Origin of the sequence: Collimonas sp. OK412 (genome assembly GCF_900112135.1) — a bacterium.
GTDB lineage: Bacteria > Pseudomonadota > Gammaproteobacteria > Burkholderiales > Burkholderiaceae_D > Collimonas > Collimonas rhizosphaerae.
This window is the reverse complement of the sequence record NZ_FOLC01000001.1, coordinates 490,862-505,414: the sequence shown is the minus strand read 5'-3', so window position 1 is coordinate 505,414 and position 14,553 is coordinate 490,862. Positions and strand designations below refer to the sequence as shown.

The following is a 14,553-nucleotide window of genomic DNA, read 5'->3' as shown; positions in this document are numbered from 1 at the left end:
TTTCCCTGTTTCCGTTATGAGCCGGAATCCGGGCCAGCGATTTTCTGCGTCATGCGGATGATGACGAACTCGGCAGGAAACACCGGAGCCAGGCCGACGTCGATATACAGCTGGCCCAGCGAGCGTGTCTCGGGCGGATTGTTCGACGCGTCGCAAGTCACGAAGAACGCCTCCGCCGCGCTGGCGCCGAACAGGCCGCCCGACTGCCACAGGGTGGTCAGGAAGGCGCTGATGTCGCGCGTCACCGATGCCCAGGTCTGCTGGTCGTTGGGTTCGAACACGACCCATTGCAAGCTCTGCTTCAGGCTTTGCTCGACATAGATGAACAGGCGCCTGACGCTGACATAAGTCCATTCGCTGCCGGTCGCCGCCAGCGTGCGGGCGCCCCAGATCACGTTGCCGTAATTGAGGAAATTGCGGACCGCATTGATGCCGTTCTGGTTCAAGATATCCTGGTCGGAGTCGGTGACCTGGGTCTGCAGCTGCACCACGCTCAGCAGCGCGCCGTCGTTGACCCCGGCCGGCGATTTCCAGACACCGACATTGTTGTCGGTATAGGCGTAACGGCCAAGCGAGGGACCGGACGGCGGCATCGGCACATTGGCGCCGGCGATCGGGTTGTAGATCCATACCCATGGATAGTAGATGGCGCCGTAGCTGGAATTGAGCGCCGGCGAGGTGGCGCTGCCCGACTTGAAATTGCCGATGCCCTGGACATCCAGGCCGAACGGCGGATCGCTGACATAGAAAAGGTTCTGCGCACCTTCGCAGAACAGCAGCCCGCCGTTGATGGCGGTAGCTTGCGAGGCCTGGTTCGGATTGCCGCCGGCGTCGGCGGCATTGACCGTGTCCGGGATGGCCAGCAGGCTGATGCCCTGCACAGTGCTGAGCGTCTTGGTGGCGCTCTCGAAATCCCAGGTGGCGGCTGCGCCCCCTGCCAGCGGCGTCGCGCTCTTGCCGCTGTTGGGCGGGCGCGTGGTGCCGCTGGTCTCCACCCGCACAAACATCGAGGTAGTGTTGACCGCGTTCGCCAGTGCGCCGCCCGGGGCCATGCTGGCCGCGGTGTAGCCGTTGAAAGACTCCAGCACGTAATACGGCGTGCCGCCGATCGTGGTTGGCTGCAGGTTGTTCTGCGCCACATAGGCTTGCAAGGTGGCGCCGGACGATCCTGCAGGCAGGGCCTTGAGCGCTTTGGGATCGACCACCACGCTCAGGTTGAATACCAGCGAAACCGCGCTGTCGGGGCCGCTGGCGTTGCTGACCGCAAAATTCAGGATATTGGCCCAGGTGCCGGGCGTGACCGCGGTCATCTTGATGCCGCTGGCCGATCCGGTAGCCGCCTTGCCGTTGCCTTTGCTGTCCACGGCCCGCACCACGTAGCAGGCGGTGCCGCCCTCGTTGAAGAATTCGAACACCGCCCACGACACCATGCCGTACCAGACCAGTCCGCCGAACTGGCGCTGGTAGGCGTTCCAGCTGGTGATCAGGGTCGGCTGTGCGGACGGGCCGGACTCGGTGACGCCGACGAAGGCTGCGGTCGAGGTCGATGCACCCTGGATGTTGCGGGCGCTCGGCACTTCTTCGATGTAAATGCCGGGATGACGATAGGTGGTTGCCAAGATGATTCCTTCTTAACAATTAACGCATTTCAATATCCACAAACTGCGTGGTTGCGGGTTGCAGCAGCAACTGCTTTTCTACGCTTGCATAACCAGCCTTGCTAAAGCTCAGCACCACCTGCGTGTCCGGGGCCAGCTTGCCGCCCAGGGCCAGCGCATAGCGGCCGTCGTACTTGCCGTAATCCGAACTCAGCGTGGCGGCGCTCTTCGGTTTTCCCTGCCAGTTCGGATAACTGGCGCTGACGCTGACGCCGGCCAGCGGCGACTTGGTTCCGGCGTGCAGCACCTGGCCGCGGATCAGCGTGGTCCCCGGCGGGTAGGGATACAGCGGACTGGGCGCCAGGTAGCAAGGAACGATAGCCGCAGCCAACGGCAGGCGCAGCGGCACCTGGAACGCCACCTCTTGCGCAAAGAACTGCGGCGCCAGGGCGGTAAGCCGGTAATCGCCGTCGTCGAGGTCGCTGAATGCATAAAACGCCTGTGGCTTGGCGAGCGGCATGAACGGCTTCTGGTTCAGCAGGAAGCGCGGCTGGAACCCGACCGCGGGCGCCTGGCTGAAGCCGTCGATCAGCTGCACTACGGCGCTCAGCTTCATGGCAGTTCCAGGTAGGCTGTATCGGCCTGGGTCACCATGTCCGCTTGCAGGTCCAGGCCAGATGGAATCCGCACCGGCGACAGCGTGTACAGCTTGGTCAGCTTGTAAGTCTTGTTGGGAAAACCGGCCCAGATATTGCGCAAGGTATCGATGGAACCGGAATCCGGCACGATAGCGATATTGTCGTTGCCGCTCCGTTTCAGCACCGGATCCAGCCATTCGCCGGACAGCTGGGCGACGTCGTGGAACAGCCGCACCAGCTGGTCCACCAGCACCAGCTCCAGTTCGGCCGACCTGGCGTAGGGCACCATCAGGTACAGCAGGTCCACCACCAGCGGGCTCGGCGTCAGCGTCAGCGCGCTCGGCCGCCGCTCGGCCCCGGGCTGGCGCGTCAAGCTGGGCGCCAGGTTGCGCAGGTAGGGATTGAGTTCGGTCTGGTACAGGTAGAGCGACAGCCTGGTTTCATCCTGGCTGTCGATCTCGCCCGGCGAATCGAACACCACCGCCGATTCGGCCTGCAGCTCGGGAATATGGTGGCGGATCAGCCGGCGCAAAGACTCGCTGACGCTGCGCAGGACCTGTCCGCCATCGCTGGTTGGCTGGCTCATCGCTACAGGGTAAACACGGTGTCGGACTGGCTGACGATCTGCGGCTGGCGGTTGCCGACCTGGGCATATACCATGATGTCGCTGTTGCAGGTCGTCCTCAGGTAAACGTAGTTCAGGTCGCTGGCAGCGTAGACGATATAGGCGTTCAGGTAAAACTCCAGCGAATTGCCGGCGCTCCTGCTCGCTGTATCGTCTGCCATCATCGAGGTGATGAACGAGAGCGTGTTGACGCCGTACGACATGGACGCCAGCGGAATCGTGCCCAGCATGCTGGCCAGCTGGACCCCGCTGGCTTCGGCAAATGGCGGCCCGAGCGACCAGCTGACCTTGCCCAGGCCCTTCTTGGTGGTCAGGATCACATCGATCTTGTTGCCGACATAGGCGCCCCGGACGGTAAAGCTGATGTTACGGTAAATGTTTTCCGAACCGACCAGCACCGCGCTGATGCGGCCGTTACGCCATTGCACCGGGCTTTGGGCGCCGATCCGCGCGGTGACCACGGCTTCGTTGTTGAGCGTGCAATATCCTTGCAGGTAATCGACGCCCGGACGCACCTGCAAAAACAGCGTCAAGGTAAAGCCGCTGCTGGCCTGGTCTATTTCCCCGGTGCGTATCGACAGCACTGCATTGTTGAATTCGATCTGCTGGATGCACGATTCGCTTTCGGCGCTTTGCGGCGTGACGTTATACGAAAAACCCAGGCTGTCGCCCGACATCGCGCCTAGCGACCAGTAGGCCCCGGCGGTAGTGAAGGTGAAGTTGAGGTTCGAGTTGGCAGCGACATTCTGGAATTGCAATACCACCGGCAGCAAAGGGAGCGATTCTGGAATGGATACTGCCGCATCGGGCACGGTGGCCGCGGCAGGCTCAATCGGTTCAACTGGCAGTGCAGTAATCATGACGGCCTTTCACAGGTAAGTATCATTCCAGGTCGATGGCAAAAGAACTCAGGCCAATGACGGTGCTGCGGTCGTTGCTCGACTGCAGGGTAACGCTGGCGCCGGGCGGCAGGTCTACCTTGCCCTTGACGCCGTGCTGGTCGGTGCGCAGGTACAGGTTGACCTGTATCTCACTGCAATCCTTGTACGTCTGCAGATACATTTCGCGCGCATTGATCAGGAAATTGCGGACATAGATGACCGGATCGACACGGCTGGAAAAACTCAGGCCGACCAGCCTTTCGCTTTCGCCGCCATCGCTCCAGATGGCGTCCTGGCCGGGTTGCAGCGACAGGAACGCCTTGCTGTTGGCGCGCAGGTTGGTGAAGGTCAGCGTAATCGGCCTGAACGTATGGCAGACGCGAAAGCACTGTTCATTCAGCGCATGGCTGGGATTGGCAAGCAGATGCGCGCCGAGGTACTGGCGCGCCTGCTCGGGCAACGTCTTGAGGTCGTTGCTGATCATCTGGGCCACATTCACGGCTGGCGCGGGCGCAGGTACCGCAGGCCCGGGCGCCGGCTTCGGGCTGGACGGGCCGGCGCCCGCCGCAACCGTGTCCTTGACATTATTTTTCTCTTTAGCATCCATAGCGGCCGCCATCAGTTGCACATCGGTCGGAAATCAGTTTGGAAACGGAATCGTGAAATTGCCTACGGCGATGCGGCCGGAATTGGCGTAGCCGAGAAATTGGTATTGGGCGGTGACAAGGACGCCGGACGACTCGAACTTGCCGGACAGGCTGGTGCCCACCGCCTTGATCGGCAGCGTGACCTTGATCGACTGTGGGTTGTCGCTGGTGTTTTGCGCCGCTGTCAGCGCCAGCGATTTTTGCCCGAGGTTGAGAGCCGTCAAGGGTGGCGTGGCGCTCCATACCGGGCCGATCTGGACTGGCTGGTTGTTCTCCAGCGAAATCATGTTGTCGTCGGTGATGCTCAGTTGCGCCGACAGCGTGTCGGTACCGTTCTCCGTGGTGAAACTGAATGCAATGGTGTATTCCATAGCCAATCTCCTCTAAGACGGCCGGACTCCGCATCCATGCGGAACCCGGCCGCGCAGCGATACTGCGGACCATCGGGAATGCCAGGATTGTTACTTACCCCAAGGGAATTGCGAGAAAGTCTGGTTGACCATTTGCGGCTGGGCAAAGCCAACCTGGGCTTGCACCATCACGCCAGGGTCAGACAGCGAGCGCAGGCTGAAATTCTGAATGCCCGCTTGCGCCACCAGGTACAGCGTGACATTGAAGGACAAGGCGCCGCCGCCACCGCCACCGGAAGAAACGGTCGAGACTTTCACCGAAGAGGCGGTGATGATGAAGGAATTCAGCGGCAAGGCGCTGCTGGACCCGGGCACTATGATATTGATGCCGCCTGAACCATCGAAGGCCGGGCCTGTGCTCCAAGCCACCGGCAGGTCTACTTTCTGCAAGTCGATCCAGATGTTCTGGCCAGCCTGGGCATTGGTGATTTGCAGTTGCACTTGTTGATAGACAGTTTCGCTCATGATTGAAAAACCTTTCTAAAGAGAATTGGTTGACATCATCCGCCCTCGAGCAAGTGCATGCCCTCGATTATTCGTCGGAAAAAAACGACAAACCTGCAAAGCAAGCGCCTGTTTTTGGTGAGGGATTTTCTTCTATTGCTTGTCGACAATACGCACTCTATTTCCACAAAGCAACCTATCAAATGTGACAGGTTCTAAGCAAATTTTTTGATGGTACGTTGATCTTTTTTGTTTTTTAAATTTGCAAATGGAGAGATTCGGCTAGCCGCGCAGATTTCGGCGGACATGCAATTTCGCGAGAAGCGGTTGGGAAGAAACTGCGGCACATAGAGCGGAACGGATCCGTGCCGGCGCTTTGCAGGAATTGGAAACGCGGCAACCGATAAGGTTCAATAATCTGTAAAAATTGGCAGCCTGCGTTTTTATCTTTGGCGCCACCGTGGCACGCCGATGTTATTGTTGTTTTTAGCAACGGACTGCTGCCGCAACCGGCCTCTGCGCAAATATTCTCGAACGCTTTGGGGCAAATAAAAAGCCGGCAAGGAACTCTTCCTTGCCGGCCATGGGAGAAGCAATCGCGCGCCCGTCAGAAACTGTTGCGCCCGCCGCCCTCTGTTCAGCCCAGCGTGGCGGGCGCGGCGTCGCGCACGTCGATCTGCCTGGGAATCAGCTTCAGGTCGAAAAACGTGTCGGCGATGAGCTGCTGTTCGGCCAATATCGATCTGGTGATCGGCTCGGTGCCGAAGGACGAGCGGGCAACCAGGGTATCGACGATCGGCTTGGGCAAGCCCCACACCGCCGCCAGTTCCGCCGCCAGGTCGCTGCGGTTGGCCCGGCCCCAGATATCGATCCTGTTAAGTTCCTCGACAGCGATGGCCAGGATGCGCGCCGACAAGGTCTTCTCGGCGGCTGCCAGGAACGGCTCCCAGATTACCCAGGCATCGACCACGCCTTTCTCGAAGGCGGCGCGGGCGTCGGCCGGCGACAGCCACACCGGGTTGACGTCGCTATAATTCAGGCCGCTCTTCTGCAGCAGCTTGACCAGGAAGTAATGGACGTTCGAACCCTTGTTCAAGGCAATCTTTTTTCCCTTCAGGTCGGCCACCGTCCTGATCGCCGATGCCGCCGGAATCAGCACCGCCTCGACTGCCGGCCGCGGTACGGTCGCGGCGATATAGACAATCGGCGTGCCGTTGGCCTGGGCAAAAATCGGCGGCGCTTCACCGACGTCGCCGAAATCGATGGAGCCGACATTCAACGCCTCCAGCTGCACCGGCCCGGCGCTGAATTCTATCCATTTGACCGCCACGCCGAGCGGCGCGAGACGCTGCTCCAGCGTGCCGCGCTTTTTCAGCAAGCTAAGCAGCCCTTTCTGGTAACCGACGCGCAGCTCACGTTGCGCCGCGCGTACGGCAAATGGCGTAAGGGCCGCAACGGCAGCCATGCCTATGCCCGCCTGCAGCAGACGGCGTCGGCTTGTCCGGTTTTGATTGTTGTCGCTCATGTTGTCTTCCCGATGGAACGGATTACCCTGGTCAAGCTGCAAGCAGCGCTCAGCCCGAGATTAATAAGAAAGCAAAACAAAACGAACGAATAAAATCATCTCCAGATAGTTGGAATTCATATATGCGGCAACCTGCGCCTAACAAAATGAGAGCTGCAACTCTGGCCTATGCAGCCAGACTGAAACCTCGCGCGGGGCAAACAGCAAAAGGAACCACTATGATCGCTCATTCAAGCTGCTGGCTCGCCTGGTACTTCATGATGGATGATTTGCTGGGCAAGCAAGGCATCGCAACGGCCGGCCGCATTGGAACTTGATCGACTGCGCCCAACGCTGAGCGGCGCAGCCAATAACGTCGCCCGCCCTCCATGCGATCCTTCAAATAGCACGAGAACGCGCTCAATCGAGGCCCGCGCCTCAATTGAGCGAAGCATGTGTCCTTTATTTTGCCGGCGCCAGCCCAGGCGCCTGTACCCGGGCTTCAGCCGCGGAAATAGCGGGCCGGGGTGAACGGCGTCTTGACCACTTCGATAGGTACCGATTTGCCGCGCACCACTGCCTGCAGCTGCGTGCCGACCTGTGCATGGGCGCTGTCGACATAACCCAGCGCCACCGGACCGCCCACCGTCGGCCCGAAACCGCCGCTGGTGATCTTGCCGACCGGCTTGCCGTCGGCGTCGACCAGCTCGGCGCCTTCGCGCGCCGGCATGCGATCCTTGAGCAGCAGGCCGACCCGCTTGCGGCCGACACCCTGCTCCAGCTGGCGCTGGATCAGTTCCGCGCCCGGATAACCGCCGGCACGGGCGCCGCCGGCGCGGCGCGCCTTCGACAAGGCCCAGCCCAGACTGGCTTCGACCGGCGTGGTGCTGCCGTCCATGTCATGGCCGTACAGGCACAGCCCGGCTTCCAGCCGCAGCGAATCGCGCGCACCGAGGCCGATAGGCGCTACCTCAGGCTGCGCCAGCAGCAGCCGCGCCAGGGTTTCGGCGCCGGCGTTCGGCACCGAAATTTCAAAACCGTCTTCGCCGGTGTAGCCGGAACGGCTGACGAAGCATTCGCTGCCGGCCAGCGTGACTTTGGCGGTCTGCATGAACACCATCTGCGCCGTGTCCGGGGCCAGGCGCGCCATGACCGCGGCGGCGGCCGGTCCTTGCAAGGCGAGCAGGGAACGGTCGCTCAATTCTTCGATCTGGCAATGGCCGGAAAGCTGCTTGCGCAAGTGCTCGGTGTCTTGCTGCTTGCAGGCTGCGTTGACTACCAGGAACAGGTGGTCGCCGGCATTGGCGACCATCAGGTCGTCCAGGATGCCGCCTTGCGGATTGGTGAACAGCGCGTAACGCTGGCGGTTCACCGGCAGGTCGACGATATCGACCGGCACCAGCGATTCCAGCGCCGCGGCGGCGCCGGCGCCGCTCAGGCGCAGCTGGCCCATGTGCGAAACGTCGAACAGGCCGGCCTGGCTGCGGGTGTGGTTGTGTTCCTTGAGAATGCCGGTCGGATATTGCAGCGGCATGTCATAGCCTGCAAACGGCACCATCTTGGCGCCGAGCTCCAGGTGCAGCTGGTATAACGGGGTGCGCGCCGCTGCTGCGGCGCTGGTGGTGTCACTCATGTGAAATGTCCTTTATCAAAAGCCTGGTCGGATCGTCGCGGCGGGCGCCGCACGTACCGCATGCGGCGCCCGTCTTGGCCTTACTCGTAATCCGACATCGGCGGGCAGGAACAGACCAGGTTGCGGTCGCCGTAGACATTGTCGATCCGTCCGACCGGCGGCCAGTACTTGTCCTGGCGCAGCGATTTCAGCGGAAACACCGCCTGCTCGCGCGAATAGGCGCGCGACCATTCGTCAGTCAGGTCCTGGGCGGTATGCGGCGCATGGCGCAATGCCGTCTGCTCGGCCTTGATGTCGCCGTTCTCGACCGCCCTGATCTCTTCGCGGATCGCGATCATGGCGTCGCAGAAGCGGTCCAGCTCTTGCTTGGATTCGCTTTCGGTCGGTTCAATCATCAGCGTGCCGGCTACCGGGAACGACATGGTAGGCGCATGGAAACCATAGTCGATCAGGCGCTTGGCGACGTCTTCCACTGTGATCCCGGTCTTGTCCTTGAGTGGACGCAGGTCGATGATGCCCTCGTGCGCCACCAGCCCGTCGCTGCCGCTGTACAGCACCGGATAGTGCGGCGCCAGCCGGTGCATGATGTAGTTGGCGTTGAGGATCGCCACCTGGCTCGCCTGGCGCAAGCCTTGCGCGCCCATCAGCGTGATGTAGGCCCAGGTGATCGGCAGGATGCTGGCGCTGCCCCACGGCGCCGCGGAAACCGGCGCGATGCCGTTTTCCAGCATGCGGTGGCCCGGCAGGAACGGCGCCAGGTGGGCCTTGACGCCGATCGGACCGACGCCGGGACCGCCGCCGCCGTGCGGGATGCAGAAGGTCTTGTGCAGGTTCAGGTGCGAGACGTCGCCGCCGAAGGTGCCCGGCGCGCACAAGCCGACCATGGCGTTCATGTTGGCGCCGTCGATGTATACCTGGCCGCCGTGGGCGTGGACGATGTCGCAGATCTCGCCGATGGCTTCTTCGAACACGCCGTGGGTCGACGGATAGGTGATCATCAGCGCCGCCAGGTCCTTGGCGTGCTGGTCGGCCTTGGCGCGCAGGTCGGCGACGTTGACATTGCCTTGCTCGTCGCATTGCACCACCACCACCTGCATGCCGGCCATGTGGGCGGTGGCCGGATTGGTGCCGTGGGCGGAACTCGGGATCAGGCAGATGTTGCGCTGGCCCTCGCCGCGGCTATGGTGGTAGGCGCGGATCGCCAGCAAGCCGGCGTACTCGCCCTGCGAACCGGCGTTCGGCTGCAGCGATACCGCATCGTAGCCGGTGCAGACACACAGCATCTGCTCCAGGTCGGCCACCAGCTGCTGGTAGCCCTGGGCCTGGTTGAGCGGCGCAAACGGATGCAGGGAACCGAATTCCGGCCAGGTCACCGGGATCATTTCGGTGGTGGCGTTGAGCTTCATGGTGCAGGAGCCGAGCGGTATCATGCTGCGGTCCAGCGCCAGGTCCTTGTCTGCCAGCGCGCGCAGGTAACGCAGCATCTGGGTTTCCGAATGGTGGCTGTTGAATACCGGATGCGTCAGGTAGGCGCTGCTGCGCGCCAGCGCTGCCGGTATTTTTTCCTCGGCGCCGGCTTCCAGCGCGCTGAACGAAGGCAGCGGCCTGCCGATGGCAAAAATGCTCCACAGCGCTTCGACGTCGGCGCGGGTGCTGGTTTCATCCAGCGCGATGCCGACGCTGCCGTCGTCGATCAGGCGCAGGTTGACCGACTGGCTGCGCGCCGCGGCATGGATATCCTGGGTATGGCCGCCGGTATGCACGGTGATGGTATCGAAGAAGCTGGCGGTCGGCACCGCATGGTGCAACTGGCGCAAGCCCTCGGCCAGGACCGCGGTCAGCCGGTGCACCCGTTGCGCGATCGTCTTCAAGCCTTGCGGGCCATGGTAAACCGCGTACATGCTGGCGATATTGGCCAGCAGCACTTGCGCGGTACAGACGTTGCTGGTGGCCTTTTCGCGGCGGATATGCTGTTCGCGGGTCTGCATCGCCAGCCGGTAAGCCGGTTCGCCGCGGCTGTCGATCGACACGCCGACCAGGCGTCCGGGCATCACGCGCTTGTGCGCATCCAGGGTGGCGAAATACGCTGCGTGCGGACCGCCGTAGCCGAGCGGCACGCCAAAACGCTGGGCGGTGCCGATCACGACGTCGGCGCCGAATTCTCCCGGCGGCGTCAGCAGCGTCAGCGCCAGCAGGTCGGCCGCAACCACTACCAGCGCCTGCTTGTCGTGCGCCAGGCGCGCGGTGGCGGCATAGTCGTTGATCTCGCCGTTCAGGGTCGGGTATTGCAGCAGCACGCCGAAACAGTCCAGCCGTTCCAGGTCCTTGAGATGGTCGCCGACCACTACCTCGACGCCGATCGGCGCGGCGCGGGTGCGCAGCACGTCGATGGTTTGCGGAAAGCAGTCTTGCGAAACGAAGAAGGTGTTGCTCTTGCTTTTAGACAGGCGCTGGCAGAACGTCATCGCTTCGGCTGCGGCGGTGGCTTCGTCCAGCAAGGAGGCGTTGGCGATTTCCATGCCGGTGAGGTCGGTCACCATGGTCTGGAAATTCAGCAGCGCTTCCAGCCGCCCCTGGGAAATTTCTGGCTGGTACGGTGTGTAGGCGGTGTACCAGGCCGGGTTTTCCAGCAGATTGCGCAGGATGACGGTCGGCGTATGGCAATTGTAGTAGCCCATGCCGATATGCGATTTGAACAGCTGGTTCTTGCCAGCGATTTCGCGCAGGGCCGCCAGCGTTTCCGCTTCGCTGCGCGGGGCGCCGAGCTTCAGCGGATGGCGCTCGAGGATGGCGCTCGGCACGATTTTCTTGATAAGCGCCTCGATCGAGTCGAAACCGAGGGCTGCCAGCATGGCCTGTTGCTGGGATTGGTCCGGGCCGATATGGCGTTCAATGAAATCGGCATGTTGTGCCAGATCTTCAAGAGCAGGCCGTGATTGTGTCATGGGTGCTTCCTTCATTTAATGAACAGTAGAGTTGCGCTTAGTTAAGCCAGGCCTTTAAGCCAGGCCTTTGATCATGTCGTCATAAGCTGCTTTGTCCATCAGACTGTTCAACTCGGCCGCATCGTCTATTTTCATCTTGAAGAACCAGCCTTCGCCCAGCGGATCTTCGTTCACCTTTTCGGGTGCGTTCGCCAGCGCGTCGTTGATTTCGACCACCGTGCCGGCAACCGGCATATTGATTTCACTGGCAGCCTTGACCGATTCGATCACCGCGGCTTCTTCGCCTTTGGCGATAGCGGCGCCGACTTCCGGCAGCTGTACAAAAACCAGGTCGCCCAGATGGTCTTGCGCGTAGGCAGTAATGCCGACCGTCACCAGGCCGTCATCCCCGACACGCAACCACTCATGCTCAACCGTATATTTTTCCTGACCCATGCCCATCTCCTTTATAAAAAACCATGATATTTCGAATTTTACGACCGAAACGCACTGCATGATACCGCCAACCAGTTCGATTCGACAGCGGGGCATGGAGGGGAATCGGCCAGGAAGAGCTAAGGCCTTGATTCTGCGGGAATTATCGGCGGCAGGAGAGAAAATGGCGGGAAACCGGCCGAAGGCAACAGCCGGCTAGCGGTAAAACGCGGTAGGCGTGCTGCCGAAATGTTTCTTGAACATGGCGCTGAATGCGCTCTGGCTGCTGTAGCCCTGGTCTTGCGCGGCGGCAGCGACCTTGCCGCCGCGCGCCAGCTGTTCCATGGCCTGCAGCAGCCTGGCTTGCTGGCGCCAGTGGCCGAAACGCATGCCGGTCTGGCGCAGGAACAGGCGGTGCAAGGTGCTGGTGGAGATGCCAAGCTGGCCGGCCCAGGTTTCGATTGTTACCTGCTTGCCGGGAGTCGCCATCAGCAGTTCGCACAGGCTGCGCAGGCGCGCTGCCAGCGGCAACGGTAAATAAAGGGGCAGCACGGTTACCGACGCCAGCTCATGCAGCAGCAGTTGCAGCATGTGCCAGTTGCGTGTGTCGGCGTCATGCGCGGCCGGATTGCCGTGGGCGGCGGCGATCAGTTCGCGCAGCAAGGGCGAGATATCCAGCACACAGCTGCGCGCTGGCAAATGCGGCGAAGCGGCGACGTCCAGCAGCAGCGTGCGCAGCTCGACCTCGCCATGCATGCGCACCTGGTGATCGACATGCGCCTGCAGCCAGACCGCCCGGCCCGGCGGCACCATCCAGCGCCCGGCCGCCGCATCGACCGTCATCACGCCCTTGGTCGCATACAGCAGCTGGGCGCAGGAATGGCGATGCAGCGGGATGACGTGGCCGTCCGGGTAGTCCGCGGCCGAGGTCACGACCGACGCATCGGCGGCGTTCAGCGCCTGGTAATCTGATCCTGCTGTCATGTCGTCGGCCCGGGGTTTTCAGATCACCTTCTCTTCACGCAGCGCGGCAATGTAATCCTTGCCGTAGCCGAGCTGCGCCAGCACTTCTTCGGTATGCTCGCCCAGCAAAGGCGAACGCGTGACTTCGGTCGGGCTGTCCGACATCTTGATCGGATTTCCCACCGTCAGGTATTTGCCGCGCGTCGGGTGGTCGATTTCGACGATGGTGCCGGTCTGGCGCAGCGATTCGTCTTCGGCGATTTCTTTCATCGACAGGATAGGTCCGCATGGAATGTCGTACTGGTTCAGGATATCCATGGCCTCGAACTTGGTCTTGCTCATGGTCCATTGCTCGATGCGGGCAAAGATCGGTTTCAGGTGCAGCAGGCGCGCCGCCGGCGTGGCGTAAGCCTCGTCGGTGATCCAGCCCTCTTCGCCGATCACCTTGCAGACCGCCGGCCAGACCGCGCCCTGGGTGATGAAATAGATGTAGGCGTTCGGATCGGTTTCCCAGCCCTTGCATTTCAGGATCGAGCCGGGCTGGCCGCCGCCGGAAGCATTGCCGGCGCGCGGCACGGCTGCGCCGAACTTGCTGTCCGGGTATTGCGGGTATTCGTGCATGGTGCCGGTGCGTTCCAGCCGCTGCTGGTCGCGCAGCTTGACGCGGCACAGGTTCAATACGGCGTCCTGCATCGGCGCCAGCACCTTCTGGCCGCGGCCCGAAGTGTGGCGCTGGAACAGCGCGCTGACGATGCCCAGCGCCAGGTGCAGGCCGGTGCCGCTGTCGCCGATCTGGGCGCCGGTGACCATCGGCGGACCGTCGTCGAAGCCGGTGGTGGAAGCCGCGCCGCCGGCGCACTGGGCGACGTTTTCATAGACCTTGCAGTCCTCGTATTTGCCGGGACCGAAACCCTTGACCGAAGCCACGATCATGCGCGGATTCAGTTCCTGGATGCGCTCCCAGGTAAACCCCATGCGGTCCAGCGCGCCCGGCGCGAAATTCTCCACCAGCACGTCGCAATCCTTGATCAAGGTTTCCAGCACTTCCTTGCCCTTGGGATTCTTGGTGTCCAGCGTGATCGAGCGCTTGTTATGGTTCAGCATCGTGAAATACAGGCTGTCGACCCCGGGAATGTCGCGCAGCTGCCCGCGCGTGGCGTCGCCCTCGCCGGCTCGTTCGACCTTGATCACATCGGCGCCGAACCATGCCAGCAGCTGGGTGCAGGTCGGCCCTGACTGGACATGGGTGAAATCTAGAATGCGCACGCCATCCAGTGCTTTGCTCATGAAAATCTCCTGTTTATATTTATATTTTCACCGTGCTTTTACCTTATAGCCGGTTCTGTCACGATCTTAACTGGATTCAGCTGCTTGTGTAGTCAAGGCAGTCAGCCTGGCTTCCAGTTCCGCCAGCCGTTTACGCAAGGCGCGGTCTTCGGCAAAGCGGCTGCTTTCATCGCGGATGACGGCAACGATCGCCGCCACCTTGTTATCCGCCGTATGCAGCAGCGCCACCGTGAACGCGATCGACAGGGCATGGCCGTCCTTGTGCACCGCCGGCACCCGCAGCACGTCGTTGCCGTAGCGGGTAATGCCGGTATCCATGGTCTTTTGATAACCATCCCAGTGCCGCTGGCGCTGGCGTTCGGGAATAATCAGGTCGAGCGACTGCCCTAGCGCTTCGCCTTGGGTGAAACCGAACATGCGCTCGGCCGCCGGATTCCACAAAGTGATGGCGCCCTTGGCGTCAGAAATAACGATGGCGTCGCCGACTGCTTCCACCAGCTGCCTGAGATCAAGTTCGGTTGACATATTCCTGCTCCTTGTTGAGGCCCGCATGTAAAAACGGCG

Annotated in this window: 14 protein-coding genes; all 14 read right to left on the bottom strand. The window is 61.8% G+C overall.

The window, feature by feature from the left end:
- Nucleotides 1-14: 14 nt before the first annotated feature.
- Nucleotides 15-1,619 (bottom strand): phage tail sheath family protein, encoded by a 1,605-nt coding sequence (locus BM062_RS02205; RefSeq protein ID WP_092392589.1) that lies wholly within the window; start codon nucleotides 1,617-1,619, stop codon nucleotides 15-17.
- 19 nt (nucleotides 1,620-1,638) lie between these two features.
- Nucleotides 1,639-2,214: a peptidase associated/transthyretin-like domain-containing protein gene (locus tag BM062_RS02200; protein WP_092392587.1), complete on the bottom strand. Its 576-nt coding sequence runs from the start codon at nucleotides 2,212-2,214 to the stop codon at nucleotides 1,639-1,641.
- Nucleotides 2,211-2,822, bottom strand: coding sequence for a Pvc16 family protein (locus tag BM062_RS02195; protein ID WP_092392585.1), 612 nt, complete (start codon nucleotides 2,820-2,822; stop codon nucleotides 2,211-2,213). Before BM062_RS02195 ends, BM062_RS02200 begins: the two co-directional genes overlap by 4 nt.
- A gap of 2 nt (nucleotides 2,823-2,824) precedes the next feature.
- The gene (locus BM062_RS02190) at nucleotides 2,825-3,721 is read right to left on the bottom strand and encodes a hypothetical protein (protein ID WP_092392583.1); all 897 of its coding nucleotides are present in this window, start codon (nucleotides 3,719-3,721) and stop codon (nucleotides 2,825-2,827) included.
- Between the two features lie 22 nt (nucleotides 3,722-3,743).
- Nucleotides 3,744-4,349 carry a hypothetical protein gene (locus BM062_RS02185; protein WP_254784863.1) on the bottom strand — a complete coding sequence of 202 codons (606 nt, stop codon included), beginning with the start codon at nucleotides 4,347-4,349 and terminating at the stop codon, nucleotides 3,744-3,746.
- 33 nt (nucleotides 4,350-4,382) lie between these two features.
- Nucleotides 4,383-4,760 (bottom strand): hypothetical protein, encoded by a 378-nt coding sequence (locus BM062_RS02180; RefSeq protein WP_092392579.1) that lies wholly within the window; start codon nucleotides 4,758-4,760, stop codon nucleotides 4,383-4,385.
- A 90-nt stretch (nucleotides 4,761-4,850) separates the two neighbouring features.
- Entirely contained in the window at nucleotides 4,851-5,264 is a 414-nt protein-coding gene (locus tag BM062_RS02175; RefSeq protein WP_092392577.1) for a hypothetical protein, read from the bottom strand.
- A 616-nt stretch (nucleotides 5,265-5,880) separates the two neighbouring features.
- Nucleotides 5,881-6,768, bottom strand: coding sequence for an aliphatic sulfonate ABC transporter substrate-binding protein (locus BM062_RS02170; protein WP_092392737.1), 888 nt, complete (start codon nucleotides 6,766-6,768; stop codon nucleotides 5,881-5,883).
- A 481-nt stretch (nucleotides 6,769-7,249) separates the two neighbouring features.
- Entirely contained in the window at nucleotides 7,250-8,380 is a 1,131-nt protein-coding gene (gene gcvT / locus BM062_RS02165; RefSeq protein ID WP_092392575.1) for a glycine cleavage system aminomethyltransferase GcvT, read from the bottom strand.
- Between the two features lie 80 nt (nucleotides 8,381-8,460).
- Nucleotides 8,461-11,325, bottom strand: coding sequence for an aminomethyl-transferring glycine dehydrogenase (gene gcvP, locus BM062_RS02160; RefSeq protein WP_092392573.1), 2,865 nt, complete (start codon nucleotides 11,323-11,325; stop codon nucleotides 8,461-8,463).
- Nucleotides 11,326-11,379: 54 nt separating this feature from the next.
- The gene (gene gcvH, locus BM062_RS02155; RefSeq protein WP_175500850.1) at nucleotides 11,380-11,760 is read right to left on the bottom strand and encodes a glycine cleavage system protein GcvH; all 381 of its coding nucleotides are present in this window, start codon (nucleotides 11,758-11,760) and stop codon (nucleotides 11,380-11,382) included.
- 195 nt (nucleotides 11,761-11,955) lie between these two features.
- The gene (locus BM062_RS02150) at nucleotides 11,956-12,723 is read right to left on the bottom strand and encodes an AraC family transcriptional regulator (RefSeq protein WP_092392571.1); all 768 of its coding nucleotides are present in this window, start codon (nucleotides 12,721-12,723) and stop codon (nucleotides 11,956-11,958) included.
- 18 nt (nucleotides 12,724-12,741) lie between these two features.
- Entirely contained in the window at nucleotides 12,742-13,989 is a 1,248-nt protein-coding gene (frc, locus tag BM062_RS02145) for a formyl-CoA transferase (RefSeq protein ID WP_092392569.1), read from the bottom strand.
- A 66-nt stretch (nucleotides 13,990-14,055) separates the two neighbouring features.
- Entirely contained in the window at nucleotides 14,056-14,514 is a 459-nt protein-coding gene (locus BM062_RS02140) for a PAS domain-containing protein (RefSeq protein ID WP_092392567.1), read from the bottom strand.
- Between the last annotated feature and the right edge of the window lie 39 nt (nucleotides 14,515-14,553).

Coding starts and splice junctions, on each gene's coding strand:
- BM062_RS02185 (WP_254784863.1), bottom strand. CDS start 4,349: ATGGATGCTAAAGAGAAAAATAATGTCAAGGACACGGTTGCGGCGGGC.
- gcvT (WP_092392575.1), bottom strand. CDS start 8,380: ATGAGTGACACCACCAGCGCCGCAGCAGCGGCGCGCACCCCGTTATAC.
- gcvP (WP_092392573.1), bottom strand. CDS start 11,325: ATGACACAATCACGGCCTGCTCTTGAAGATCTGGCACAACATGCCGAT.
- BM062_RS02140 (WP_092392567.1), bottom strand. CDS start 14,514: ATGTCAACCGAACTTGATCTCAGGCAGCTGGTGGAAGCAGTCGGCGAC.
- BM062_RS02150 (WP_092392571.1), bottom strand. CDS start 12,723: ATGACAGCAGGATCAGATTACCAGGCGCTGAACGCCGCCGATGCGTCG.
- frc (WP_092392569.1), bottom strand. CDS start 13,989: ATGAGCAAAGCACTGGATGGCGTGCGCATTCTAGATTTCACCCATGTC.
- BM062_RS02200 (WP_092392587.1), bottom strand. CDS start 2,214: ATGAAGCTGAGCGCCGTAGTGCAGCTGATCGACGGCTTCAGCCAGGCG.
- BM062_RS02190 (WP_092392583.1), bottom strand. CDS start 3,721: ATGATTACTGCACTGCCAGTTGAACCGATTGAGCCTGCCGCGGCCACC.
- BM062_RS02175 (WP_092392577.1), bottom strand. CDS start 5,264: ATGAGCGAAACTGTCTATCAACAAGTGCAACTGCAAATCACCAATGCC.
- BM062_RS02195 (WP_092392585.1), bottom strand. CDS start 2,822: ATGAGCCAGCCAACCAGCGATGGCGGACAGGTCCTGCGCAGCGTCAGC.
- gcvH (WP_175500850.1), bottom strand. CDS start 11,760: ATGGGTCAGGAAAAATATACGGTTGAGCATGAGTGGTTGCGTGTCGGG.
- BM062_RS02170 (WP_092392737.1), bottom strand. CDS start 6,768: ATGAGCGACAACAATCAAAACCGGACAAGCCGACGCCGTCTGCTGCAG.
- BM062_RS02180 (WP_092392579.1), bottom strand. CDS start 4,760: ATGGAATACACCATTGCATTCAGTTTCACCACGGAGAACGGTACCGAC.